The organism is Vogesella sp. AC12 (assembly GCF_024437575.1).
GTDB classification, from domain to species: domain Bacteria; phylum Pseudomonadota; class Gammaproteobacteria; order Burkholderiales; family Chromobacteriaceae; genus Vogesella; species Vogesella indigofera.
Window position 1 is genome coordinate 1 of the sequence record NZ_JANFNU010000009.1, and the last position, 26016, is coordinate 26016.

The window sequence follows — 26016 nt, forward strand, 5'->3', positions numbered from 1 at the left end:
AATCTCATAGCAATTTTTTGGCACGCAAGTTCAAAGAAACATCGTTTCTAGAATCTTGACAGTGCAAGTATTTGGCTTGGCCAGACACTTACACCTATCGGTTATTCGTTTTGTTAAAGAGCAGTGCTGCGTCGCTTGTTTCGTTTGCGTCTGCAGCTGAGGAGACGAACTATAGCTAAGCGCAGAAGCAGCGTCAACAGGTTTTTTGCAGAAAAGTGCGAGTTTTGACAAAAAACACAGACAAGCCGCTGATTTGCAAACAATTACCCGATTAAACTATTTTGCAGGCCACCGCAAAACCCGCCGCCTACCCGCCCGTCAGCGCCCTGCCCCGCCAGCCAAATATTCAAATACCGCCTTTTTACGCCCGATTTTTATATTTACCCGCTTTTGAAACGTTAACGGCCGCCTGACGGCGGCCGCTGATGCGGACAACGTTGGCCGCACACTCTGCGGCCAACCCTGGGCAACGCTTAGCTGCGGTAGTCGGCGTTGATCTTCACGTACTCATAGGAGAAGTCGCAACTCCACACCGTGGCGTTGGCCAGGCCGCGCCCCAGCACCACGCGGACGGTGATTTCATCCTGCTTCATCACGCGCTGACCGTCCGCTTCCTGGTAGTCCGGGTTGCGACCGCCGTCCTTGGCCACCAGCACGTCGTCCAGATACAGCTCGAGCCGATCGACATCCAGATCGTTGATGCCGGCGTAGCCGATGGCGGCGAGCAGGCGGCCGAGGTTAGGGTCGGAGGCAAAGAAGGCGGTCTTCACCAGCGGCGAACGGCCGATGGCGTAGCCGACAGCCTTGCACTCGGCGACGCTGCGGCCGCCTTCGACCTGGATGGTGATGAACTTGGTGGCGCCTTCGCCGTCGCGCACGATGGCCTGTGCCAGCTCGACGGAGACGTCCAGCAACGCCGCCTTCAGCTGCTCGTAGGCCGGGTGGGTGACGGAGTCGATGCGCGGCGCGCCGCTCTGGGCGGTGGAGATCAGCATGAAGCTGTCGTTGGTGGAGGTGTCGCCGTCGATGGTGATGCTGTTGAAGCTGAGATCGGCGACGTCCTTCACCAGCTGGCTCAGCACCGGACGGGTGATGGCGGCGTCGGTGGCGATGAAGCCGAGCATGGTGGCCATGTTCGGGTGGATCATGCCGGCGCCCTTGGCGATGCCGGTGATGTTGACGGCGTGACCGTCGATGTCGATGGTACGGCTGGTCGCCTTCGGCGCGATGTCGGTGGTCATGATCGCCTCGGCGGCGTCAGCCCAAGTGGCGGCCTGCCGTGTCGGCAGCGCGGCGACGATCTTGTCGACCGGCAGCGGCTCAAGGATGACGCCGGTGGAGAACGGCAGGATCTGTTCCGGCAGGCAGTCCAGTTCTTGGGCCAGCGCCTCGCACACCGCACGGGCGTTCTGGCGGCCGGATTCGCCGGTGCCGGCGTTGGCGTTGCCGGTGTTGATCACCAGCGCGCGGATCTGCACGCCGGCGTCGAGATTCTGTTTGCAGATCTGAACCGGGGCGGCACAGAAGCGGTTTTGCGTGAACACGCCAGCGACGGTATTGCCCTTGTCGATGCGGATGACCAGTACGTCCTTGCGGCCCGGCTTCTTGATACCGGCGCAGGCGTAGGACAGGTCCACACCGGCGATGGGCGCGAGCTGCGCGTTATCGATGGGCTTGAGATTCACTGGCATGACGTTTCTCCGTAATTTGGTGTCGCGTCATTGTAACTGAATCCGTGATCCCGGATCACGCCTCGCCGTCGCGCACCAGCGCCAGCAGCGCACTGCCGTAACGGGCGACCTTCAGCTCGCCGAGGCCGTAAATCTTCTTCAGTGCGGCCAACGTTTGCGGCCGTTGCAGCACCAGCTCCTGCAGGCTCTTGTCGGAGAACACCGCGTAGGCCGGCACGTTGTGCTCGTCGGCGGTGGCCTTGCGCCAGCGGCGCAGCGCCTGCCACAGCCGCTCCTCACGCTCGGTGCGCAGCCAGCGCTCGGCGTGCACGCTCTGCCGCTTCTTGTCGTCGGCCAGCGGCCGCAGCGCGATCTGCTGCTGCCCCTTCAGCAAGGGCCGGCAGGCGTCGGTGAGCAGCAGTGACTGGCCACGCACGATGTCGACCACCAGCAGCTTGCGCGCCACCAGCTGGCGGATGATGGAACGCCAGCCCTTCTGGTTCAGCTCGCGGCCGATGCCGAAGGTGGACAGCTTGTCGTGACCGAAGTGGGTGACGCTCTGGTTGGCGCGGCCGAGCAGCACGTCGATGACATGACTGGCCGCGAAGCGCTGTTCCACTCTATAGATGCAGGACAGCAGTTTCTGCACCGGCACGGTGGCGTCGAAGGTGGCCGGCGGGCGCTGGCAGTTGTCGCACTGGCCGCACGGCGCCGACGCCTCGCCGAAGTAGGCGAGAATCTGCTGGCGGCGACAGCTGGCGGTTTCGCAGTAGCCGAGCATGGCGTCGAGCTTGGTCAGCTCCACCTGCTTCTGCTGCTCCGCGCTTTCGCCGGACTCGATCATCTGCGTCAGCTGCACCATGTCGTTGAGGCCGTAGCACAGCCAGCTGGTGGCCGGCAGGCCGTCGCGGCCGGCACGGCCGGATTCCTGGTAGAAGTTCTCCGGGCTTTTCGGCAGGTCGATGTGAGCGACGAAGCGCACGTCCGGCTTGTCGATGCCCATACCAAAAGCAATGGTCGCCACCATCACGATGCCGTCCTCGCGCAAGAAGGCGCGCTGGTTGGCGTCGCGCTCGGCGTGGCTCATGCCGGCGTGGTAAGGCAGCGCGCGCAGGCCGTTTTCGCACAACCACTGCGCGGTGTCGTCCACCCGCTTGCGCGACAGGCAGTAGACGATGCCGGAGGCGCCGGGGTAGTCGTGTTCGATGAAGGCCAGCAGCTGCTTCTTGGCGCTGTCCTTCTCCACCACCTGGTAGAACAGGTTGGGGCGGTCGAAGCTGGTGACGAACTGGCGTGCGTCCTGCAATTGCAGGAAGTGCAGCATGTCGGCACGGGTCTCGGCGTCGGCGGTGGCGGTCAGCGCGATGCGCGGCACCTGCGGCCAACGCTGGAACAGCAGCCCCAGCTGCTGGTATTCGGGGCGGAAATCATGGCCCCACTGGCTGACGCAGTGCGCCTCGTCGATGGCAAACAGCGCAATCTGCGGCAGGCTGGCCAGGAAATCGAGAAAGCGCGGGCTGAGCAGTCGCTCCGGCGCCACGTACAGCAGGTCCAGCTCGCCGCTGCGCGCCATGCGCGCGATCTCGCGGGCGTCGTCCGGCGCGGTGGCGGAGTTGAGGCAGGCGGCGGCGACGCCGGCTTCCTGCAGCGCCGCCACCTGGTCCTGCATCAGCGCGATCAGCGGCGACACCACCAGCGCCACGCCGTCGCGCAGCAGCGCCGGGATCTGGTAGCACAGGCTTTTGCCGCCGCCGGTGGGCATCAGCACCAGCGCGTGGCCGCCGTCGGCGACATGCTCGATGATGTCGCCCTGCATGCCGCGGAACGCCGGGTAGCCGAAAGTGTTCTGAAGTATCGAGAGCGCGTGCTGCATCGGTGATTTCCATTGGGGGCGTCCATTGTACGCCAAAGCGGCGCGCCGCCCGCGACTCGCCACTTTGGCTTTATCGGCAGAGTGTGCGAGACTTTCCCATGTCTTTAGAAAGTAGCCGTGATATGCGATTGATTTTCCTTGCCGCCGCCAGCCTGCTGCTGGCCGCCTGCGCCACCCAGCCGCGTCCGGGCAGCACCAAGCCGGTCCGGCCCGGCACCGCCAAACCGCTACCGGCACCGGTCACGGTGCCCAACGCCGAGTGGCAGATCATCGGCGTGTCGCCCAATGGCAATATCCTGCACGAGGTCGACGTGCTGAGCATCCGCCGCGAAGGCGCGCTGACGGTGTTCCGCGACCGCAAGACCATCTTCAATCCGCGCAAGGAAAACTTCCTCAACACGCCGCAGCACAAGTATTCGCTGAACCAGTGGGAAGTGAACTGCACCGCCAAGACCTTCCGCCTGCGCAGCATGGCGCTGCTCGACGACGGCGGCCGCCAGCTGCTCAGCCGCAGCTTCAGCGAGGCGGAGATCAAGCCGATGCCGGTGGTGAAGCAGTCCGCCGCCTTCCAGCAGGTGGAATTCGTCTGCCAGCGCAGCCGCTGAGCGGCCTAACGATTTCGTGATTTGACCCCCGGGGAGCCAGCATGCGTCGCGTTGTATTCAATCAGAAGGGCGGGGTCGGCAAGTCGACCATTACCGTCAACCTCGCCGCCGCCGCCGCTGCCGCCGGGCGCCGCGTGCTGGTGGTCGATCTCGACCCGCAGGGCAACAGCAGCCACTACCTGAGCGGCAGCACCACGCCGCCGCCGGTGTCGGTGGCCGGGCTGTTCCACCAGATGCTCAACATCAGCATGTTCGAAAAGCCGGTGACCGACTTCGTCACCGCCACCGCCCACCCCAACCTCAGCCTGCTGGCCTCGCACCCGGAGCTTTCCGAGCTGATGGTGAAGCTGGAAGCGCGCTACAAGATGTTCAAGCTGCGCGACGCGCTGGAACAGCTCGACGGCGACTTCGACGAGATCTGGATCGACACCCCGCCGGCGCTGAACTTCTACACCCGCTCGGCGCTGATTGCGGCCAACCGCTGCCTGATCCCGTTCGACTGCGACAGCTTCTCGCGCCACGCGCTACTGGGGCTGATCGACAGCGTCGGCGAGATCCGCGCCGACCACAACAGCGGCCTCAGCGTGGAAGGCATCGTCGTCAACCAGTTCCAGCCGCGCGCCAGCCTGCCGCAACGGCTGGTGCAGGAGCTGCGTGACGCCGGCCTGCCGGTGCTGGACCCGCCGCTGTCGGCGTCGGTGAAGATCCGCGAATCGCACGAGCGCAGCCTGCCGATGGTGTACCTCGATGCGCGCCACAAGCTGTCGCAGGAATTCGCCGCGCTGTACCAGACCCTGCGCCGCCAGTAGCCGGATAGGGCCGCCCGGTGATAACCGCACGCTCGCCGCGCATCCTGTGGCTGCTGGGCACCTGCAGCGGCCTGCTGCTGTGGCTGAGCGCCAGCTGGCTGCAACAGGACAGCGAACGGCAGCAGCTGCGCAACCAGCAGCTGCGCGAAGCGGAACTGCTGGTCGACAACGCCGCCAACCAGCTCAACTACGCGCTGCTGGCCGGCCAGGCCGCCACCGAGCTACTGCTGTCCGACAACGGCCACAACGGCCAGAGCGCGTTCCAGCGCTTTGCGCCGTTCATCCTCTCCGACAACACGCTGTTCGATTTCGTCGCCACAGCGCGTCGCATCACCCCGCCACAGCGGCTGCTGTACGAGCGGCAGCAGACGGTGATCCTGCGCGAATACCGCGACAACCGGCTGACCACCGCGCAGCCGCGGCCGCTGCACTTCCCGGTGGAACAGCAATACCCGGAAAACAGCAAGGCGCTACCGGCGCAGCTCGACCTCGCCTCGCAGGGCAATGTCGAGGCCGCGCTGCAGCGGGTGAGCAAGACCGGCCGCCCGGCGATCGCGCTGATCCAGGCCGGCAACGCCAGCCGCCTGTCCGCCTTCTTCAGCGCCCGCGGCCGCCCCGGCGACCAGCTGCTGGTGATGGGCATCAACCCCGGCGGCCTGATCAGTACGGTGCCGATGGCCGGCGACGTGTTCCGCCCGGCGCTGCCCTACCGCCTGCGCGTGCTGCTGAAGGATCGCGCGCAGACGGTGATCCTCGACAGCGTGGGGCTGGATCATCCGCCGCCGCCGGAGCAGCCGGCGCTGTCGTCCACCCGCACCATCGGCGGCCAGCCGCTGATCTTCGAGCTGTACCCGACCGCCGACAGCGACAGCAGCCACCACTACGGCCAGGACGCGGCGATACTGCTGGCGCTGGTGATCATGGCCACGCTGTCCGGCCTGATCGTGCGCCACAGCCAGCACAGCCAGCAGGCACAGCGCCAGCGGCTGCAGGCACAGGGCACGCAGAACGCGCTGCTGCAACAGCAGCTGCAGCAGCAGCAACAACAGGAAGACGGCTACAAGCAGACCATCCTGCGCCTGCGCGCCATCGTCGAGGGCAGCGGTGACGCCATCCTGGTGATCGGCCGCGACGGCCTGATCCGCGACCTCAACCGCGCCGCCGAGGCGATGCTGGGCCAGTCGCGCGACGTGCTGCTGGCGCTGCCGGCCGGCGCGCTGCTCAGCGAGCTGCACCCGGCGGAGCCGGCACTGGGCTTCGAGCACCACGTCGCGCCGCGCATCGGCCGCCCGTTCGAGGCGCTGATGATCTGCAGCGCCTCGCAGATGCTGCAGGTGGAGGTGTCGCTGACCCACGTGGTGATCGAGCAGGACGCGGTGTACATCGCGGTATGCCGCGACATTTCGGCGCGCAAGGCGAGCGAGGCGGCGCTGATCCAGCTGAAGGACTCGCTGGCGGAACAGGTGGAAACGCAGAGCCGGCAGCTGTCGGCGCTGCTCGACGCCAGCCCGATGGCGATGGCCTACATCGTCGAGCTGGAGTTCAAGCAGGTCAACCACGCCTTCCTCGAACTGTTCCACCGCCGCGAGGACGAGATCATCGGCCAGTCGACGCGCATCCTGTACGACAGCGACGAGCACTTCGCCCGCACCGGGCGCCAGGTCTACCCGGTGCTGCACAGCGGCCAGGTGTCGCAGGGCGAGATCTGCCTGCAGCGCGGCGACGGTGCCGCGCAGTGGGTGTACATGTACGGCAAGGCGGTCAGCGCCGACAAGCCGGCACTGGGCTCGATCTGGCTGTACCAGGACATCTCGGCGCAGCGCACGGCGGAAGACAACCTGCGCCACGCCAAGGAGCTGGCCGAGGAAAACAGCCGCGCCAAGACCGAGTTCCTCGCCAACATGTCGCACGAGCTGCGCACGCCGATGCACGCCATTCTCGGCTTTGCCGAGATGGGGCAGAACCGTGTCGAGCGCGTCGCCGCCGACAAGCTGCGCCACTACTTCGAGCGCATCCACAGCAGCGGCACCCGCCTGCTGACCCTGCTCAACGACCTGCTCGACCTGTCGAAGATGGAGGTCGGCAAGATGATCTACACCCTGGCGCCGTGCGACGTCGGCCAGGTGGCGCGCGAGGCGGTGGACGAGCTGCGCGGCATGGCGCAGCGCCACGATGTCTACCTGCAGCTGGTGGTGCACGGCAACGCGCCGCTGTACGCCGAGATCGACGCCTTCCGCATCGGCCAGCTGCTGCGCAACCTGCTCAGCAACGCCATCAAGTTCAGCCCCGCCGGTGCGCCGGTACAGATCGACCTCGCCATCGACACTGCGGCCAACCTTTGCCTCAGCGTGCGCGATTTCGGCCCCGGGGTGCCGGCCGCCGAGCAGGAACAGATCTTCAACACCTTCATTCAAAGTTCGCTGACCAAGACCGGCGCCGGCGGCACCGGCCTTGGACTGGCGATCTGCCGCGAAATCGTGCACGCCCACCGCGGCCGCATCGAGATCCTGCCGGTTGCCGGCCGCGGCGCCCATTTCCGCGTCACCCTGCCGCGAGGCAGCGTTGGCGCCAGCGAGGAATCAGCCTGATGAAAAAACGCCTGTTACTGGTCGACGACGAACCGTTCAACCTGGAACTGATGACCGACCTGCTGGAAGACGCCGGCTACGATACGCAGCAGGCGCTGAACGGCGAGGACGCGTGGCAGATCCTGCAGCGCGAGGGAGAACAGTTTTCCGCCATCCTGCTCGACAAGATGATGCCCGGCATCAGCGGCGTCGACCTGCTCAAGCGCATCAAGGCCACCGAGCGGCTGGCCTTCCTGCCGGTGATCATGCAGACCGCGGTCGGCGCCGCCGCCAGCGTGCAGGAAAGCCTGGCCGGCGGCGCCTTCTACTACCTGACCAAGCCGTTCTCGCGCGACATGCTGCTGGCGGTGGTCGCCGCCGCCACCGAGCACTGGGACCGCCACCAGTACTTCGTCGAGCTGGCCAACCAGCAGCTGGACGCGCTGCAGCACCTGGAGCAGGCCAGCTTCGGCTTCCGCCAGCTGCACGAGGCGCGCAGCGTCACCGCGCTGCTGGCGCGCACCAGCCACAGCCCGGAAAAGACCGCCACCGGCCTGTTCGAGCTGATCGTCAACGCCATCGAGCACGGCAACCTGGAGCTGGACTACCAGGAAAAAACCCAGCTGCAGCGCGAGGACCGCTGGCAGGAGACGCTGCAGCAGCGGCTGGCCGATCCGGTGCTGGGCGCGCGCGAGGTTCGCGTCAGCATGCAGCGCCACGGCGGCGACCTGCACTTCACCATCAGCGACCAGGGCAGCGGCTTCGACTGGGCGCGCTACCTGGTCGACGACCCCACGCAGCTGATCAGCAGTCACGGCCGCGGCATCCTGATCGCGCGCAAGCTGTCCTTCGACCAGCTGCACTACCAGGGCAACGGCAACCAGGTGCTGGCCATCGTTCACGGCTGAGCACCGGTTCACGATCTGCTGTGACGGCTATCAACGGGGCGATGCGGCGTTGAAAACGGCTTCGGCCTGCTGGCTTATCTCCAGCTAAATGCCGGTTCCGCAGCCGTTTTCGCCCTGTCCGCGTGAGAACCTGTTCAATGTCTGCTGCGCTTCGGCGATACGGCGTTGAAAACGACTTCGGATGCTCATTTACCCCATGTAAACTCCGCTTCCTCAGTCGTTTTCGCCTTGTCTCGCTCTAGCTCGCGAGACTTTGAACAGGTTCTGAGCGCACGAGACTTTGAACAGGTGCTAAGGCGACGGCCGCCAGTAGCGCGCCGCCTGCGCCCGTCGCGCCTGCAGTTCGCCCTGTCTGGGCCCCAGCCTAAGCGCCAGCGCACCGTCGTGATCGCTGCGCCACACGGTGATGCCGGCCGCGTCCAGCCGTGACAGCACCTGCGGGTGCGGATGGCGGTAACGGTTGCGGTAGCCGGCGCTGAGCAGCGCCATCTGCGGCTGCACCTGGCGCAGCCAGTCGTCACCGCTGGCGGTACGACTACCGTGATGGCCGAGCACCAGCCACTGGCTGCGCAGCGCGGCACCGTAACGCGCCAGCAATGCCTGCTCCACCGCCAGCGGCGCGTCGCCGGACAGCAGCAGCGCCTGGCCGGCGGTGGCGACCCGCAGCACGCAGCTGTGCGCGTTGTCCTCGCCCTGCCACGCCGGCGGCGGCCACAGCACGTCGAAACGCACGCCGTCCCACACCCAGCTCTGCCCGCCACGACACGGCTCGGCGCCGGGATAGAACCGCGGCTGGCCGGCGAGGATGCGGCCAACCTTGATGCCGTCGCGCAGGCTGACGGCGGCGCCGTCGTGATCGCTGTCGTGGTGCGACAGCAGCAGGGTGTCCAGCTGCCGCACGTCCAGCGCGCGCAGCGCCGGCAGCAGCACCCGCGTCGCGTCGCCGGCGCCGGTGTCGTACAGCAAGGCGTGCTGCCGCGTGCGCAACAGCACCGCCAGCCCCTGGCCGACATCGAGCAGCTCCACCGCCAGCGTGCCGCTGGCCGGCGGCGGCACCCGGTACAGCAGCAGCGGCAGCAACAGGCAGCCGCCCAGCGCGCGCCCGCTCCACGACCACGGCAGCAGGGCCAGCAAGGTGCCGGCCAGCGCCGCCAGCAGCAGCGGCCACGGCAACTGCGGCACCGGGTACAGCGGCGCGCCGGCCAGCAGATCGACCCACCACCAGAACAGCTGCGCCGTCCAGACCGCCGCATCAAGAAGCCACGGCCACGGCAGCAGCGCCGCCAGCAGGGCCAGCGGCGTCAGCAACAAGGACACCAGCGGCGTGCCCACGGCATTGGCCAGCGGCGACACCAGCGGCAGCTGGCCGAAGAACAGCGCCAGCGGCAGCGTCGACGCCAGCGTCACCAGCAATTGCGCCTGCAGCGCGGTCTGCCACTTGCCGCCCGGCGCGCGGCGGCCGGCCACCATCACGACCAGCGCCGCCACCAGCCCGAACGACAGCCAGAAGCCCGGCGCCAGCACCGCAAACGGATCGAGCAGCAACACCAGCGTCAGCGCCGCCAGCCAGATCTGCAACGGCGACAGCCCGCGCTGGCTAGCCAGCGCCACGGCCGCCACCACCAGCATCCACAGGCTGCGCTGCGTCGGCACCGAAAAACCGGCCAGCGCGGCATAGGCGCTGGCTGCCAGCATCGCGCCGCCCAGCACCCACCACAATGGCCGCCGCAGCGGCGGCAGATGGCGCAGCGCGCGCCGCAACAGCCACGCCACCAGCAAGGCGATCATCGTGATGTGCAGCCCGGAGACGCTGACCACATGGGTCAACCCGGTAGCGGCCAGCTGCTGCCAGTCGTCGCGCGTCAGCGTCTGCTGCGCGCCCACCGCCAGTGCCGCCACCAGCCCCGCCGCGCGCGCTTCGTCGCTGCCGGCCAGCAGCCGCTGCGCCACCCGCTCGCGCAGGCGGTCGATGCGCGCCGGCCAGTCCGTCGCCATGCCCAGCGCCTGCCGCCCCTTGAGCACACTGCCGGTGGCCAGCACCCCTTCCGACCAGTACCACGCCTCGGCATCGAAACCGGCAACGTTGGCCGCACCACGCGGCGGGCGCAGGCGCGCGCTGAGGCGCCAGCGGCTGCCGGCCGGCCACGCCTGCTGCCGGTAGTCGCTCAGCTCCAGCAGTGGCGGCAGGCGGAGTCCCGGTGCCGCGTCCTCCACCTCGAAGCGCAGCCGCACGCCGAATTCACCGGGCTTGGCCAGACCGCGCACCACGCCGCTGAACTGCACCACCTCGCCAGCCAGCGCCGTATCCAGCCGCTGCGCCAGGCGCAGCTCCGCCCGCCACGCGGCGTAAGCCAGCCCCAGCGTGGCCGCCACCAAGGCCAGCAGCCACAGACGGCGCGTGCGCCACCACAGCGGCCACGACAACAGCAGCACGGTCAGCAATAAGGGCCAGCTCGGCAGCACCGGCAAAAACGCGCACAGCACCACCCCGGCACAGAAACAGGCAAGCAGCAACATGCCATCATTTATTCACATTGCATCAAGAAAGGCAAAGCGCTTGCTGCCGCCACAGCGATCCCGTATCTTCGCCGCGTCAACGAAGGAAGCCGCATGCACCCCACCCCCCTGTACTGCGCCGAAAGTGCGCGCCGCGACACCGCCGAGCAACTGGCCAGCCGCTTTGCCCTGCCCCTGGTACGACAGCGGCCGACGGACGGCTACTGGCTGGAACTGGGTGCAGAGCGGCTGGAGCTGGTCACCAGCGCCAAGCACGGCGCGGTGTACGCGGAGTTCGTCGAGGGCGCCGCCCGCCACCGCCGCGAACAGGGCGGCGGCCGCGGCCAGCCGGTAGCCAAGGCGGTGGGGCTGAAAGGCGCCAAGGACCTGCCGCGGGTGGTGGACGCCACCGCCGGCCTCGGCGGCGACAGCTTCGTGCTGGCCACGCTGGGCTGCCACGTCACCATGCTGGAGCGCTCGCCGGTGGCCGCCGCGCTGCTGGCCGACGCGCTGGAGCGGGCCGCGCGCGATCCGTCGACGCAGGACATCGCCGCGCGCATGACGCTGGTACACGGCAACGCCATCGACTGGCTGGCGCAACAGGCCGCGCTGCCGCGCACAGCGCGCCCGGAAGTGGTATTCGTCGATCCGATGTTCCCCGACACCGACAAGAAATCCGCCGCCGCCAAGAAAGGCATGCAGGCGTTCCAGCACGTAATCGGCGACGACCTGGACAGCGCCCAGCTGCTGGAAGCCGCCATCGCCGCCGCCACCGTGCGCGTGGTGGTGAAACGCCCGCAACGCGGCGTGGCGATAGCGGGCGTCAAGCCGTCGGTGGTGCTGGACGGCAAGTCCACCCGCTTCGACCTCTACATCATCAAGGCACTGCGGCCGCAGGACTTCACGGACGCGGACTGAGCGTGCGGCCAACGTTGGCCGCAATCCTGAACCCAGCGCCAGCCCGCTCGCCATTCCGCGCCGAGCACCCCTTGCGTTACACTGCCCTCCCCGTGCGGCACGCCGCCGCTTGCCCGCCGCGAAGCACAAGGCGGTGCGGCGCGCGCTGCCGTCAACCCCGATCTGGAGCCATAGCGATGTCCGTGTTTGCCGTTGAATTCAAGGTGCGTGATTACGAGTGCGATATGCAGGGCATCGTCAATAACGGTGTGTATTTCAATTATCTGGAGCACGCGCGCCACGAATTCCTGCTGCACAAGGGCATCGACTTTGCCGAGCTGGCGCGGCAGAAGGTGAATCTGGTGGTGGTGCGCTCGGAGCTGGACTACAAGGCGTCGCTGACCAGCGGCGACCAGTTCGTGGTTACCGTGGCGTTCGAGGCGGTGTCGCGCGTGCGCTTCGGCTTCCGCCAGCAGGTGATCCGCCTGTCCGACCAGAAGGTGGTGCTGGAGGGGCTGATCATCGGCACCGCCGTCAACGAGCGCGGCCGCCCGGCAATCCCGGAAGCGTTCGCCGCGCAGCTGGCCGGCTGAAGCCGCCGCCAGGCAAAACGCCCCGCGCTGCGGGGCGTTGTCGTTTGCGGCCAACGTTTGCCGCAACGCCCGCACCCGTTCCGCTGGCCGCTGTCACCCGCTGCCCATTCCCCCACGCACAACCCGTAATAAACCCCCACCCCCCACCCCCCCCCGCGGGGGGGGGGGTTGTGGGGGGCGCCCCGGGGGGCCCCCAAGGCGCTCAGCCGTGCCGCTGGCGGCTGTCACCCGGTGCCGATGCCCGCTCGCTCATGCCGTAATCACGCACCACCGCCGCCACCCGCAGGCGGTAGTCGGCAAACACGCCGCCGCGCCCGGCGGCTTGCGCCATGCGGTGCGCCTCCAGCTGTCGCCATTGCGCCAGCGCCGCCTCGTCGCGCCAGAACGATAGCGACAGCAGTTTGTCCGGCTCGCTCAGGCTGACAAAGCGTTCAATGGAGACAAAACCGTCGATCTGCTGCAATAGCGGGCGCAGCTCGGCGGCGAGCTGCAGATAGCGCGGCTGCTGCCCGGCCGCGAGGCTGACTTCGAAGATCACGGCGATCATGGCGTGCTCCCCGCGGCAGCGGCATCGGCAAACAGGCGGATGCGGGCATTCAGCGACGCCCGGAAGCGGTGGCTGCGCGCCAGTGCCGGCCAGTCCGGCGCGCGGTGCAAGCACTGTTGCACGAACTGCCGTGCGATGGACAAGGCAAGGCTGCTGCCGGGACAACGATGCGTGGCGGCACCAAAGCCCAGCTCCTGCCGTTCGCGCTGCCATTCGAAGCGCAGCGGCTGCGGATGCCGTGCCGGATCAAGGTTGGCCGCAGCCAGTAACAGCAACACGCCATCCCCCGCCCGCAGGGTATGACCGGCGATGTCGGCGTCGGCCGCCAGATAGCGGCGCGTGTTGTGGATGGCGGCATCCAGGCGCTGGCTTTCCGCGATGCAGTCATCCAGCCATGCCGGCTGCTGCCGCAGGATTTCCCGCAGCCCGGCGTCAACGGCCAGCCGGTACAGCACATTGCCGATCAGTCCGGCACTGGCATCCCAGGTTTGCAACAACAGACCCAGTGCATTGGCGTGCAGGCTGGCCGGTGGCGTGATGCGGCTGGCCAGCGCGGCATAGAGCGGCGAGACCGCGGCAGGCAGCGCGGCAAACTGCGCCAGCAGCGGCGTGACGGCCGCACTGCCGCGTGCGATGTCGGCGGCGGTGGCCAGCGGCGACAGTGCCGCGACAAAATCGCGCATCCGCGCCAGCCGGTTCGCGTCGGGCGGCAGGCCCAGCAGGCGGGCCATGATCTGCAGCGGTGCCGCAAACAGCCAGTCATCCAGCGCCGCCCCGTCCAGCCGTGCCGGCATGGTGGCCAGCACCTGCGCACAGCAGTCGTCCACACTCGGCGGCGGCAGCACCAGCGCAGTCGCAAGCGCCGGCTTGAGCCGGGCGTGATACTCGCCATCATTCATGCGAATCAGCCGCCCGAAGACCCCGGCCAGCGGGGTGCCCCGCAACGCCGCCGGCAAGGGCTGCAAGGTTGGCCGCACGCGACAGGCCGGATGCGCCAGCACGGCCTCGATCACGCTTGCGCTGCTGGCCACCCACAGCTGCAGCGCGCGATCGAAATACAGTGGCCGCGTGGCTTGCAACTGCTGGTAATACGGCGCCGGATCGGGGTGGGTGACCGCGGCCAGCGGGTCGGACGGGAAATCGCGCATGGGGCATCCTTGGGGTTGATGACGAGTGGCGCTATGGTAGGCTCGCGGCTCTGTCCACGTTTCAGCCCGGAGTGAACCATGAGCGACGACCTGCCCGACATCAGCCGTCTGGCCAGCCTGCTGGCCGACCCCGGCCGCTCGCGCATGCTGCTGGCGCTGCTGGGCGGGCAAATGGCCACGGCAAGCGATCTGGCACAGGTGGCCAACCTGTCACCACAGGCGGCGAGCAACCATCTGGCACGCCTGCTCGACGGCGGCGTGTTGCGGGTGGAAAGCCGTGGCCGCTACCGTTATTACACGCTGGCCAATGTCCAGATCGCCCATGCGCTGGAGGCACTGGCGGTGGCCGCCCACGGCCACGACCTGTCGCGGCCAACCTTGCGCCGCAAGGGCAATGGCGAGATCCGCCTGGCGCGCACCTGTTACCGCCATCTGGCCGGCCGGCTGGGCACCCTGTTGTGCGAGGCGATGGTGGCCAAGGGCTATCTGCAGCCAGACGCCGAGGCACGTGCCTTTGCCGTGACCGCCAGCGGCCAGCAGTGGCTGCAGGCCACGCTGGCCATCGACAGCACCGCCTTGCCGCTGAAACGGCGCGAGCTGGCACGCGCCTGCCTGGACTGGAGCGAGCGGCGCGACCATCTGGCCGGCGTGCTGGGCGAGGCGCTATGCACGGCCTTTGTGACGCAGGGCCTGGTACAGCGCCGCAGCGGCAACCGCTCGCTGATCGTGACCGCGGCCGGACACCATTTTCTGCGGCAGCACTTCGACCTCGTGCTGTAAACCACCACTGCGGCCAACCTTGACCGCCGCCTTGCCCCGTTCTCCCGCCATCCGCCGTTTCCCGCCTCAACACCTCCCACCTCGACACCTGCCGCCGGACGCGCTACCCTTGCGCCCTTTTTTTCATTTCAAATCAGTACTTTGTATATACAAATGAATGCCATCCTGATCGCAGTAACCCTGATGCTGGCGCTGACCCTCGCCCGCACCCATGTCGTCATCAGCCTGCTGCTGGGCGCCCTCGTCGGCGGCCTCAGCGGCGGGCTGGATCTGGCGCAAACGCTGGCCGCCTTCAACAAGGGCATCACCAATGGCGCGGCGGTGGCGCTGTCCTATGCGCTGCTGGGCGCCTTCGCGGTGGCGATCGCCAAGTCCGGCCTGCCGCACGCGCTGGCCGATGCCGCGGTGGCGCGGCTGGCGCGCAGCGACGGCAAGACGCGGCTGAAATGGCTGCTGATCCTGATGCTGGCCGTGGTCAGCGTGATGAGCCAGAACCTGGTGCCGATCCACATCGCCTTCATCCCGCTGCTGGTACCGCCGCTGCTGTACGTGATGGCGCGGCTGCAGCTGGATCGCCGGCTGGTGGCCTGCGTGATCACCTTTGGCCTGGTGACGCCGTACATGCTGTTCCCGGTCGGGTTCGGCGACATCTTCCTGAACCAGATCCTGCTGGGCAATATCGCCAAGGCCGGCATGGACGTCTCCGGCGTCAACGTGATGCACGCGATGGCGATCCCGGCCGCCGGCATGCTGGTCGGCCTGCTGCTGGCGGTGTTCGTCAGCTACCGCAAGCCGCGTTCGTATTCGCTGGGCAAAATCGAGAACGCCGAACGCACCGGTACCCGCATCAGCCGCAAGGGCACCGTCACCGCGCTGCTGGCCATCGCCTGCGCCTTCGCGGTGCAGCTGTACAGCGATTCGATGATTCTGGGCGCGCTGGCCGGCTTTTTGCTGTTCATCGCCACCGGCGCGCTGAAATGGCACGAGGCCGACGACGCGTTCAGCGACGGCATGAAGCTGATGGCGATGATCGGCTTCGTGATGATCACCGCGCAGGGCTTTGCCGAGGTGCTGACCGCCACCGGCCAGATCGGCGAGCTGGTCAGCGCCTCCGCCAGCCTGTTCGGCAACAACCGCGGCATGGCCGCGTTCGCGATGCTGTTTGTCGGGCTGGTGGTGACCATGGGCATCGGCTCCTCGTTTTCCACCGTACCGATCCTGACCGCGATCTACGTGCCGCTGTGCCTGCAGCTCGGCTTCTCGCCGCTGGCGACGGTGTCCATCATCGGCACCGCCGGCGCGCTGGGCGATGCCGGTTCGCCGGCGTCGGACTCCACGCTGGGGCCGACTTCCGGCCTCAACGTCGACGGCCAGCACGACCACATGCGCGATACGGTGATCCCCACCTTCCTGCACTACAACCTGCCGCTGCTGGCCGCCGGCTGGGTGGCGGCGCTGGTGCTGTAAGCCAAAAAAATGACGCGGGGACTTGCCAGATAAACAATCTTCGGCAATAATGCACGCCTCTTCGCCGGTGTAGCTCAGATGGTAGAGCACCTGACTTGTAATCAGGGGGTCGCGAGTTCGATTCCTGCCGCCGGCACCAGGATTTACGGGGTTTCCAGAAATGGAAACCCCGTTTTCCGTTCTATGATCAGAAAAGCACCACCACCACACTCAGCGGGTACCAATCATGGAATCACGCCTCATCGAACTGGAAATCAAGGTCGCGCTGCAGGAAGACCTGCTCGACGCGCTCAATCTCACCGTCACCCGCCAGCAGCAGCAGATCGACCTGCTGCAGGAACAGCTGCGCCACCTGTACCAGCTGCAGCAGGGTGCCAGCCAGGATGAAAACGTCGGCTCGCTGCGCGACGACATTCCGCCGCACTACTGAACCGCCACACTCACTGCGTCGCCCCGCTTGCGGCCAAGGTTGGCCGCAACGGCGCCGCGCTTGCCGGAACCACCGCATGAGCACACCCCGCGCCTTCATCACCGCCCTCGCGCCGCAGCTGGCCGGCCTCACTTGGGCCATCGGCGGCAGCACCCTGCTGCAACAGCTCGGCCTCGTCGACGAGCCGCGCGACCTCGACCTCATCACCACTGCCGAGGACTTCGCCGCCGTCAAGGCACTGCTGCTGCAACACGCCAGCGACATCACCCCGCCGCCGCACCCGCTGTACGCCACCCGTCACTTCGCCCGCCTGCAGACCGCCGACGGACTGGAGATCGACCTGATCGCCGGGCTGGCGATCAGGCTGGACAAGGGCCAGTTCCGCTGGCCGTTCGACGCCAGCGCCGTGTGGCAGGCGGATAGCTTGAACTGGTGCATGGCCGAGGACTGGGCGCTGCTGTACCGGCTGATGGGCTACGCCGAGCAGACCGAGGCGCTGGACGAGTGGCTGGACGAGCACGGCGTCGCCCACCCGCAGCGCATCGCCACCAACCTGTTCGCCGGCTACCCGGAGAAATACCTGAAGCCGGCGCCGGACTGGTGGCCGTGGGAAGAATGAAGCCCCTGCGTTTCACGTGAAACCGTCCCCCGTCTTTCCCCCTCCGACGAGCACCCGCATGAGCCGCTACCAAGACGCCGAGATTGCCACCGTCTACCGCGTGATCCGCGAACGGCGCGACATGCGCCACTTCCGCCCCGATCCGCTGGACCCGGCGCTGCTGCAACGGCTGCTGCAGGCGGCGCACCACGCGCCCAGCGTCGGCTACATGCAGCCGTGGCGCTTCATCCGCATCAGCGATGCCGCGCTGCGCCAGCAGCTGCACGCGCTGGTGGAACAGGAACGGCAGCGCACCGCCGCCGCCCTCGGCCAGCGGCAGGAAGAATTCATGCGCCTGAAGGTGGAGGGCCTGCGCGAGTGCGCCGAGGTGCTGGTGGTGGCGTTGATGGACGGCCGCGAACGCCACGTGTTCGGCCGCCGCACGCTGCCGGAGATGGATCTGGCGTCGGTGGCCTGCGCCATCCAGAACATGTGGCTGGCGGCGCGCGCCGAGGGCATCGGCCTGGGCTGGGTGTCGATCTTTGATCCGGACGCGCTGGCCGCGCTGCTGCGGTTTCCGCCGGGCGCGCGCGCGGTGGCCATCCTGTGCATCGGCCACGTCGACGCCTTCTACGACAAGCCGATGCTGGAGCAGGAAAACTGGGCGCAGCGCCAGCCGCTGGCGGCGCTGCTCAGCGAGAACGGCTGGGGCGACGCGCCAGCCACCGCCAGCGAGTAGCCGTCGCCAAAGCACTGCGGCCAACCTTGTGCAAGGTTGGCCGCAGTGTTTCAAGACAGGAGTCTAAAAGCTTAGCGCTTGCCGGCCGCCTCTTCGCGCCGGCGCTTGGCCTCTTCCAGCAGGTAGACCTGGTAGTCGTCCAGATCGCCCTCGAAATCGCTGACCCCGCCGCGCGACACCATCCAGAACTCGTCGCACACCGCACGCAGCAAGGCGCGGTCGTGGCTGACCAGCATCACCGAGCCTTCGAACTCGTTCAGCGCCACGCTCAGCGCCTCGCGGGTGGCGAGGTCCAGGTGGTTGGTCGGTTCATCCAGCAGCAGCAGGTTCGGCCGCTGCCACACGATCATGCACAGCACCAGCCGCGCCTTCTCGCCACCGCTCATGCTGCCCACCGCCTGCTTCACCATGTCGCCGCTGAAATTGAAGGTGCCGAGGAAATTGCGCAGCCCCTGCTCGCGGCAATCGTTGGCCGACGGCCGCATCGCCGCCGGGGTGTCGCGCGCCAGGCGGAACATGTGCTGCAGCGGATCGTCCTCCGGCCGCAGCACGTCCAGCTCCTGCTGCGAGAAGTAGCCGATGTTCAGCCCCTTGCCGCGGATGATCTCGCCGCCGACCGCCTGCAGCGCCTCGGCCACCGTTTTCACCAGCGTCGACTTGCCCTGGCCGTTGGCACCGAGAATGCCGATGCGCTGGCCGGCCAGCACGGTGCGGTTGACGTTACGCACGATCACCGTCGGCGGCGTGTCTGCCGGCGCGCCCTCCGGTGCCGGATAGCCGAACACCGCGCCGGTCATCGACAGCATCGAGTTGGGCAGGCTCTGCGGCTCCTTGAATTCGAACTGGAAGTCGGCATCGGCCAGCACCGGCGCGATCTTCTCCATCCGCTCCAGCGCCTTGACGCGGCTCTGCGCCTGCTTGGCCTTGCTGGCCTTGGCCTTGAAGCGGTCGATGAACTTCTGCAGGTGCGCCATCTTTTCCTGCTGCTTGGCCTGCGCCGCCTGCTGCAGGATCAGCTGTTCGGCACGCATGTCCTCGAACTTGCTGTAATTGCCGCCGTAGCGCACCAGCTTGGCGTTGTCGACGTGCAGCGTCACCGTGGTGACGGCATCGAGGAATTCGCGGTCATGGCTGATCACCACCATGGTGCCGGCGTACTGCTTCAGCCACGCCTCCAGCCACACCAGCGCGTCCAGATCCAGGTGGTTGGTCGGCTCGTCCAGCAGCAAGAGGTCCGACGGACACATCAGCGCGCGCGCCAGTTGCAGGCGCATGCGCCAGCCGCCGGAAAAGCTGTTCACCGGCTGCTGCAGCTCGGCGACGCTGAAGCCCAGGCCCAGGATCAGCGCCTGCGCCCGGGCCGGCGCGTCGTGGGCGCCGGCATCGTTGAGCGCGGTATAGGCGTGCGCCATGCGCATGTAGTCTTCGCCGGCCTCGGCCTCGGTCACCTCCTGCTGCGCGGCGAGCAGGGTGGTATCGCCCTCGACCACGAACTCGGTCGCCGTCTGCGCCGTTTCCGGCATGTCCTGCGCCACCTGCGACATGCGCCACTGCGACGGGATCGACACATCGCCGCCGTCTTCGTGCAGCGAGCCGTTCAGCACCGCGAACAGCGAGGATTTGCCGGCGCCGTTGCGGCCGACGAGGCCGACTTTCTCGCCGGGATTGAGCGTCACCGACGCGTTGTCGAGCAGGACTTTGGTACCGCGGCGCAAGGCCACGTTTTTCAGAATGATCATGGGAAGCGCCGTGCGGCGGCAGGAAACAGGTTAGGCCGCGACCGGCGACAAGGCGGGAAGACGACAGAAAATGCGGCCAACGTGGCCGCATCAGGGCAAGGATGCTGCCGTGGCAGCGCGGCGCCGCCGTATGCTGCAAAGCAATAAAAACGACGCGGCGCAGATGGTAACACGCCCCCTGCCCGCGCGCCGGCCTGTCCATAAAAAACAGGCGCTTATGACGGGGACGACATGAAAGCGCGCGGTGGCCAAGCGCTGCCAGCGTACCGGCTACAGCGGCACCGCGTGGGTCAGCTTCACCGTCTCCATCGGCACCTCGGTTTTCACGCTCTGCACGCTGGCGATGCGCGTCAGCTGCTCGGCGTGAAACTTGCGGTACGACGCCAGATCCTGCGTCACGATGCGCAGCAGCGCGTCGCACTCGCCGGCCATGATGTGGCACTCCACCACCTCTGCCATGTCGCGCACGCTGGCGATGAAATGGTTGGTGGTGTCCGCGTCCTGCGCCTTGAACCACACCCGCGCGAACAGCGACAGCCCGGCGCCGACCTTGGCGCCGTCCAGCACCGCCACATAGCGCTTGATCACGCCGCGCTCCTCCAGCAGCTTCACCCGCCGCAGGCACGACGACGGCGACAAACCGGCCGCGCGCGCCAGCTCGATGTTCTGCAAACGGCCGTCACGCTGCAGCGCGTGCAGGATACGGCGATCAATACTGTCCAGCTTTACGGCATCCACGGCGGCAATCTCCCGAATTATTCGCAGCCAATTCTAGCGACAACCCCGATTCCGCGTCACAACACAACCCGATTTCAGCGCGAAAACCCTAGAATTTTCGGCAGCAACACGCCCTTGCCCGCCCGGCAACGGCCCCGATCACCTGCCCGAGAAAGCGCGCCCCATGCCCAGCAATACCCTGCTGCTGTTTGCCCTCACCGTCTTCCCGCTGGTGTGCAGCCCCGGCCCCGACATCCTGTTCGTCGCCTCGCAAGGGCTGAGCGGCGGCCGCAGCGCCGTGCGCCGCGCCACGCTCGGCATCCTCGCCGGTTACAGCGTGCACGCGCTGCTGGCCGCCTTCGGCATCGCCGCCCTGCTCAGCGCCTGGCCGCCGCTGCTGCACGCCATCCGCTGGACCGGCCTTGCCTACCTGCTGTATCTGGCGTGGCAGATGTTCCGCGCCGCCAGCCGCCCCGGCAGCCTGCAGCTGGACAGCCGCCCGGTGCACGGCCTGTTCCGCAAGGGCCTGCTCACCAGCCTGCTGAATCCGAAAGGCCTGCTGATCTACCTGTCGATCCTGCCCAACTTCATCCGCCCCGACGCCAGCGTGGCGACACAGGCGCTGCTGCTGTCCGGCATCTTCATCGGCTCCTGCGCGGTGGTGTACAGTGTGATCGGCTACAGCGTCGCCGGCATGGCCGGCAAGGGACGCTTCAGCGACCGCAAACGGCGGCTGGCCGAAGCGACGGCGGGGGGATTGCTGCTGCTGGCGGCGGGAAAGCTGGCGAGTTGAGGACTGCGGCCAGGGTTGGCCGTAGTCGCTCATGTAGGCAAAGCTGTTATGCTTTCTGCAAGAGCCTGCTCTCTGCATCTTCAACATCAAGGCCCAATCCCACCATGTCGAATAACTGGACGCGCGAGCAGCTACTGATCGCCATCAATCTGTATTGCCAGCTACCGTTCGGAAAATTCCATCAAGGTAATCCCTTGATCATTGCCACCGCGGCCAAAATCGGACGCACACCCAGTGCCTTGGCGATGAAGCTGAGCAACCTTGCGAGTTTGGACCCGGACATCACCGGCAGCGGGCGCAAGGGATTGGCCGGCGCCTCGCAGCTCGATCGTGCGATTTGGGCGGAGTTCAGCGCCAATCCGGATCAAGTCGGCTACGACAGCCAAGTGTTGGTTGATCAATTGGCCCAACAAGAAGCAACCCTGACGCCGCTGTCTAGTGATGAGGCCACCACCGCGATCACCACCGATTACTACGCCGAAAACACCCTTAGTCAGACTAAAGTGCGAGTAAAACAAGCCTTCTTCCGTAAGGCCGTACTAAGTAGCTATCAGGGACGCTGCTGCATTACCGGCTTGGCCGAGCCGAAACTACTCGTCGCCAGCCACATCGTGCCATGGCGTGAAAACGCGCAGCAGCGGCTGAATCCGGCAAACGGCCTGTGCTTATCGGTATTGCACGATAAAGCCTACGATCAGGGCCTGCTGACCGTGACACCAGACTTCGTCATTCGCGTGTCACCACGCTTGTTTGCGGATCAGAGCGACTTGGCCAAGGACTATCTCTGGCAATTGCACGGCAAGCCCATCACCCTACCCCAGAAATTCATTCCTAATCCTGAATTTTTGGCCTATCACGCCGCCCATATCTTCAACTAAGCGTGCCCGTCACAGGGGTAGCACCAACACATAAAAAAAGCGGCCACAAGGCCGCTTTTTCTTTTAAAAACAAACACTTACATCACACGTCGATGTTCCGAGCAATCAAGGCGTGGCTTTCGATGAAAGCACGTCTTGGTTCCACGTTGTCGCCCATCAGCGTGGTGAACACGTCGTCGGCGGCCATGGCGTCTTCGATGCGCACTTTCAGCAGGCGGCGTACGGTCGGATCCATGGTGGTTTCCCACAGCTGCCCGGGGTTCATCTCGCCCAGACCCTTGTAGCGCTGGATGGACAGGCCCTTGCGGGTTTCGCCCAGCAGCCAGTCGAGGCCGTCGCCGAATTCGCTGATCGGCTTCACGGTCTCGCCGCGCTTGACGCTGGCGCCGTCGCGCAGCAGGCCGTGCAGCATGTCGCGGGTCTGGTACAGGATGTCGTAGTCGGCGGTGGCGAGGAAATCCTGGTCCAGCGCGGTGACCAGCACGTTGCCGTGCAGCTGGCGGGTGATCTTCAGCATCCAGGCATCGTTCTTGTCGTCGCGCAGCACGTTGAGGCGGATCAGTTCCGGTGGCAGCACGGCGGCCAGTGCGGCAACGGCGGCGTTGGCGGCGGCTTCGCTGTCGAGGGTGATGCGGCCAACCTTGAGGAAGGCGTGCAGTACCAGCGGGTCGACGACGCGGCTTTCGCGCTCGATGGCGGCGCGAGCGAGCAGGTACTGGCGCGCCACTTCGCCCAGCGTGTCGCCGGACAGGGCGGCTTCGCCGGCGGCCGGGATCAGTTCGGCCTTGTCCAGTGCCAGTTGCAGCAGGTACTGGTTCAGCTCGTAGTCGTCCTTCAGGTAGCGTTCCTGCTTGCCGTGCTTGGCCTTGTACAGTGGCGGTTGCGCGATGTAGATGTGGCCGCGCTCGACCAGCTCCGGCGTCTGGCGGTAGAAGAAGGTCAGCAGCAGGGTGCGGATGTGGGCGCCGTCGACGTCGGCGTCGGTCATGATGATGATGCGGTGGTAGCGCAGCTTGTCCGGGTTGTACTCGTCCTTGCCGATGCCGCAGCCCAGTGCGGTGATCAGGGTGGCGACTTCCTGGCTTTGCAGCATCTTGTCGAAGCGCGCGCGCTCGACGTTGAGGATCTTGCCCTTCAGCGGCAGGATGGCCTGGAACTTGCGGTCGCGACCCTGCTTGGCGGAGCCGCCGGCGGAGTCACCCTCGACCAGGTACAGTTCGGACATCGCCGGGTCTTTTTCCTGGCAGTCGGCCAGTTTGCCGGGCAGGCCGAGGCCGTCCATCACGCCCTTGCGGCGGGTGATCTCGCGCGCCTTGCGCGCGGCTTCGCGGGCGCGGGCGGCGTCGACGATCTTGCCGATGATGATCTTGGCGTCGCCCGGGTTTTCCATCAGGAAGTCCTTCAGCGCTTCGCTGATCACTTCGTTGACCACCGGGCCGATTTCGCTGGAGACCAGCTTGTCCTTGGTCTGGCTGGAGAATTTCGGGTCCGGCAGCTTCACCGACAGCACGCAGGTCAGGCCTTCGCGCATGTCGTCGCCGCTGGTATCGACCTTGGCCTTCTTGGCGGCATCGGACTCCTCGATGTAGCCGTTGAGGGTGCGCGTCATCACCTGGCGCAGTGCGGTGAGGTGGCTGCCGCCGTCACGCTGCGGGATGTTGTTGGTGAAGCACTGCACGTTTTCCTGGTAGGAATCGTTCCACTGCATCGCCACTTCCACGGTCATGCCGTCTTTTTCGCCGGTGGCGTAAAAGGTCTTCGGGTGCAGTACCGACTTGTTGCGGTTCATGTACTGCACGAAGCCGGCGACGCCGCCGGAGAAGGCGAAGCTTTCTTCCTTGCCGCTGCGCTTGTCGAGCAGGGTGATCGCCACGCCCTGGTTGAGGAAGGACAGTTCGCGGATGCGCTTGGCGAGGATGTCGAAGTGGAATTCGATGACGCCGAAGGTTTCTTCGCTGGCGCGGAAGGTGACTTCGGTGCCACGGTAGGTGGTGTGGCCGGTCATGGTCAGCGGCGCCACGGCTTCACCGCGGCGGAATTCCATTTCGTGCACTTGGCCGTTGCGCCAGATTTTCAGCTTCAGCCAGTCGGACAGCGCGTTGACCACCGACACGCCGACGCCGTGCAGGCCGCCGGAGATCTTGTAGCTGTTGCTGTCGAATTTGCCGCCGGCGTGCAGCACGGTCATGATCACCTCGGCGGCGGAGCGGCCTTCTTCCGGGTGGATGTCAGTGGGGATGCCGCGACCGTTGTCTTCCACCGAGATCGAGTTGTCGGGGTGGATGGTGACTTTGATGGTGTCTGCGTGGCCAGCCAGCGCTTCGTCAATGGCGTTGTCCAGCACTTCGAACACCATGTGGTGCAGACCGGTGCCGTCCTGGGTATCGCCAATGTACATGCCGGGGCGCTTGCGTACTGCATCCAGACCCTTCAGGACTTTAATACTGTCCGCGCCGTATTCCTGTTCGCTCATAAAACCACTCTTTTGTCAGCCAGTGCGTCCGGGGCGGTTGCCCCACTGTTGAAAACTGTTGCCGTGCCGGCCTAACCGGCGTGCGGCCAACGCTGGACAAAGGTTGGCCGCAGTGCGATGCCGCCCGCCACCGTTGCCGGTGGCGGATGGCCTGTCGTCAGATGCGCATCGGCATCACGACATACTTGAAGTTGCTGTTGTCGGGGATGGTGACCAGCGTGGAGCGCACGCTGTCGCCAAACGCCATCTGCAGGGTGTCGGCTGACAGGTTGGTCAGCACGTCCAGCAGGTAGTTGATGTTGAAGCCGATCTCCAGCTCGCCGCCCTGGTAGGCGATTTCCAGTTCTTCCTGCGCTTCTTCCTGCTCGCTGTTGGTACACAGGATCGACATCGCGCCCGGCTTCAGCACCAGCCGCACGCCGCGGAATTTCTCATTGGCGAGAATGGCGGCGCGTTGCAGCGCGTGCAGGAAGGTCACGCGCTCGATCAGGAAGATCTTGTCGTTATCCAGCGGCACCACGCGGTTGTAGTCGGGGAACTTGCCGTCGACCACCTTGCTGATGATCACGGTGTTGCCGAAGCTGAAGCGCACCTGGTTGGACAGCAGCTCGATGTTGATGGTCTCGTCGCTGTCCTGCAGCAGCTTGTACAGCTCGAGGATGGTCTTGCGCGGCAGGATCACCTCGGCCTTGTCGAGGCTGGCCTCGATGTCGGCGCTGGCAAACGCCAGGCGGTGGCCGTCGGTGGAGATCAGCCGCACCTGGTTGCCCTCGGTCTGCAGCAGCAGGCCGTTGAGGTAGTAACGGATGTCCTGCACCGCCATCGCGTACTGCACCTGCGAGATCAGGCGCTTCAGGTCGCGCTGGCTCAGGCTGAAGCTGGCTTGCGCGGCACTGCCGGCCGACAGCAGCGGGAAGTCGTCCGCCGGCAGCGTCTGCAGGTTGAAGCGGCTCTTGCCGGCTTTCAGCATCAGGCGGCCGTCCTGCTGTTCCAGCGTGACCATGCTGTTGCCGGGAATGGCGCGCAGGATGTCCTGCAGCTTTTTCGCCGAGGTGGTCAGGCGGAACGCGTCGCCGGCGATGTCGTCCGGGCTGGCGGTGGTGATCTGGATTTCCAGGTCGGTCGCCAGGAAGCTGACGGCTCCTGCCTGTTTTTCGATCAGCACATTCGACAGAATGGGCAGGGTGTGGCGGCGCTCGACGATGCCGGTAACAGCCAGCAGTGGCTTGAGCAGGGCATCGCGTTCGGCTTGCAGAATCAGCATGTGCGGACTCCCGAAGGGTTACAGT

General features: G+C 66.4%; 22 protein-coding genes and 1 tRNA gene. 14 read left to right on the plus strand and 9 right to left on the minus strand.

Annotated features, from left to right (window positions below; all coding sequences use genetic code 11):
- Positions 1-473: 473 nt before the first annotated feature.
- On the minus strand, positions 474-1691 hold the full coding sequence (argJ, locus tag NOM55_RS13035; RefSeq protein WP_255908933.1) for a bifunctional glutamate N-acetyltransferase/amino-acid acetyltransferase ArgJ: 1218 nt from the start codon (positions 1689-1691) through the stop codon (positions 474-476).
- Between the two features lie 55 nt (positions 1692-1746).
- Positions 1747-3543 (minus strand): DNA helicase RecQ, encoded by a 1797-nt coding sequence (recQ, locus tag NOM55_RS13040; RefSeq protein ID WP_255908934.1) that lies wholly within the window; start codon positions 3541-3543, stop codon positions 1747-1749.
- Between the two features lie 122 nt (positions 3544-3665).
- Here recQ and NOM55_RS13045 point away from each other — a divergent pair, with 122 nt between their 5' ends.
- The 4 genes from NOM55_RS13045 to NOM55_RS13060 are packed head-to-tail and all read left to right on the plus strand — an operon-like array spanning position 3666 to position 8432.
- A complete protein-coding gene (locus NOM55_RS13045) occupies positions 3666-4148 on the plus strand; it encodes a surface-adhesin E family protein (protein WP_047967493.1) in 483 nt (160 codons plus the stop codon).
- Between the two features lie 41 nt (positions 4149-4189).
- Positions 4190-4957, plus strand: a complete 768-nt coding sequence (locus tag NOM55_RS13050) for a ParA family protein (RefSeq protein ID WP_120812593.1) — start codon at positions 4190-4192, stop codon at positions 4955-4957.
- Positions 4958-4974: 17 nt separating this feature from the next.
- A complete protein-coding gene (locus NOM55_RS13055; RefSeq protein ID WP_255908935.1) occupies positions 4975-7545 on the plus strand; it encodes an ATP-binding protein in 2571 nt (856 codons plus the stop codon).
- Entirely contained in the window at positions 7545-8432 is an 888-nt protein-coding gene (locus tag NOM55_RS13060; RefSeq protein WP_255908936.1) for a response regulator, read from the plus strand. The genes NOM55_RS13055 and NOM55_RS13060 overlap by 1 nt, the downstream gene beginning before the upstream one ends.
- Positions 8433-8723: 291 nt before the next feature.
- On the opposite strand, the gene NOM55_RS13065 is transcribed toward NOM55_RS13060, so the two are convergent.
- Positions 8724-10949, minus strand: a complete 2226-nt coding sequence (locus NOM55_RS13065) for a DNA internalization-related competence protein ComEC/Rec2 (RefSeq protein WP_255908937.1) — start codon at positions 10947-10949, stop codon at positions 8724-8726.
- Between the two features lie 93 nt (positions 10950-11042).
- Here NOM55_RS13065 and NOM55_RS13070 point away from each other — a divergent pair, with 93 nt between their 5' ends.
- Both NOM55_RS13070 and NOM55_RS13075 read left to right on the plus strand, forming a co-directional pair.
- A complete protein-coding gene (locus NOM55_RS13070) occupies positions 11043-11846 on the plus strand; it encodes a class I SAM-dependent methyltransferase (RefSeq protein ID WP_255908938.1) in 804 nt (267 codons plus the stop codon).
- A gap of 176 nt (positions 11847-12022) precedes the next feature.
- A complete protein-coding gene (locus tag NOM55_RS13075) occupies positions 12023-12418 on the plus strand; it encodes a thioesterase family protein (protein WP_255908939.1) in 396 nt (131 codons plus the stop codon).
- 202 nt (positions 12419-12620) lie between these two features.
- On the opposite strand, the gene NOM55_RS13080 is transcribed toward NOM55_RS13075, so the two are convergent.
- On the minus strand, positions 12621-12965 hold the full coding sequence (locus tag NOM55_RS13080) for an antibiotic biosynthesis monooxygenase (protein WP_255908940.1): 345 nt from the start codon (positions 12963-12965) through the stop codon (positions 12621-12623).
- Positions 12962-14113: a cytochrome P450 gene (locus tag NOM55_RS13085; protein WP_255908941.1), complete on the minus strand. Its 1152-nt coding sequence runs from the start codon at positions 14111-14113 to the stop codon at positions 12962-12964. Before NOM55_RS13085 ends, NOM55_RS13080 begins: the two co-directional genes overlap by 4 nt.
- A 78-nt stretch (positions 14114-14191) precedes the next feature.
- On the opposite strand from NOM55_RS13085, the gene NOM55_RS13090 reads away from it, so the two are divergent.
- The 6 genes from NOM55_RS13090 (at position 14192) to bluB (ending at position 18127) form a co-directional block, all read left to right on the plus strand.
- Positions 14192-14893, plus strand: a complete 702-nt coding sequence (locus tag NOM55_RS13090) for a helix-turn-helix transcriptional regulator (protein ID WP_255908942.1) — start codon at positions 14192-14194, stop codon at positions 14891-14893.
- Between the two features lie 153 nt (positions 14894-15046).
- Complete coding sequence (locus tag NOM55_RS13095) at positions 15047-16360, plus strand: Na+/H+ antiporter family protein (RefSeq protein WP_255908943.1); 1314 nt, start codon at positions 15047-15049, stop codon at positions 16358-16360.
- Positions 16361-16423: 63 nt separating this feature from the next.
- Positions 16424-16499 (plus strand) — tRNA-Thr (locus tag NOM55_RS13100).
- 87 nt (positions 16500-16586) lie between these two features.
- The gene (locus NOM55_RS13105) at positions 16587-16790 is read left to right on the plus strand and encodes a SlyX family protein (RefSeq protein ID WP_120812618.1); all 204 of its coding nucleotides are present in this window, start codon (positions 16587-16589) and stop codon (positions 16788-16790) included.
- A gap of 76 nt (positions 16791-16866) precedes the next feature.
- Entirely contained in the window at positions 16867-17409 is a 543-nt protein-coding gene (locus tag NOM55_RS13110) for a hypothetical protein (RefSeq protein WP_255908944.1), read from the plus strand.
- Between the two features lie 58 nt (positions 17410-17467).
- A complete protein-coding gene (bluB, locus tag NOM55_RS13115) occupies positions 17468-18127 on the plus strand; it encodes a 5,6-dimethylbenzimidazole synthase (protein WP_255908945.1) in 660 nt (219 codons plus the stop codon).
- Between the two features lie 71 nt (positions 18128-18198).
- Here bluB and NOM55_RS13120 read toward each other — a convergent pair whose 3' ends face one another.
- Both NOM55_RS13120 and NOM55_RS13125 read right to left on the minus strand, forming a co-directional pair.
- Positions 18199-19866: an ABC-F family ATP-binding cassette domain-containing protein gene (locus NOM55_RS13120; RefSeq protein ID WP_047967481.1), complete on the minus strand. Its 1668-nt coding sequence runs from the start codon at positions 19864-19866 to the stop codon at positions 18199-18201.
- 270 nt (positions 19867-20136) lie between these two features.
- The gene (locus tag NOM55_RS13125) at positions 20137-20604 is read right to left on the minus strand and encodes an Lrp/AsnC family transcriptional regulator (protein ID WP_255908946.1); all 468 of its coding nucleotides are present in this window, start codon (positions 20602-20604) and stop codon (positions 20137-20139) included.
- A 163-nt stretch (positions 20605-20767) separates the two neighbouring features.
- Between NOM55_RS13125 and NOM55_RS13130 the strand changes: the two genes are divergently transcribed.
- Both NOM55_RS13130 and NOM55_RS13135 read left to right on the plus strand, forming a co-directional pair.
- Positions 20768-21376, plus strand: coding sequence for a LysE family translocator (locus NOM55_RS13130; protein ID WP_255908947.1), 609 nt, complete (start codon positions 20768-20770; stop codon positions 21374-21376).
- A 104-nt stretch (positions 21377-21480) separates the two neighbouring features.
- A complete protein-coding gene (locus NOM55_RS13135) occupies positions 21481-22254 on the plus strand; it encodes an HNH endonuclease (protein ID WP_255908948.1) in 774 nt (257 codons plus the stop codon).
- Between the two features lie 82 nt (positions 22255-22336).
- Here the strand turns inward: NOM55_RS13135 and gyrB are convergent, their stop codons facing one another.
- Together gyrB and dnaN are read right to left on the minus strand one after the other, a co-directional pair.
- A complete protein-coding gene (gene gyrB / locus NOM55_RS13140) occupies positions 22337-24727 on the minus strand; it encodes a DNA topoisomerase (ATP-hydrolyzing) subunit B (RefSeq protein WP_255908949.1) in 2391 nt (796 codons plus the stop codon).
- A 157-nt stretch (positions 24728-24884) separates the two neighbouring features.
- Positions 24885-25991 carry a DNA polymerase III subunit beta gene (dnaN, locus tag NOM55_RS13145; RefSeq protein ID WP_047967468.1) on the minus strand — a complete coding sequence of 369 codons (1107 nt, stop codon included), beginning with the start codon at positions 25989-25991 and terminating at the stop codon, positions 24885-24887.
- Positions 25992-26016: the final 25 nt, after the last annotated feature.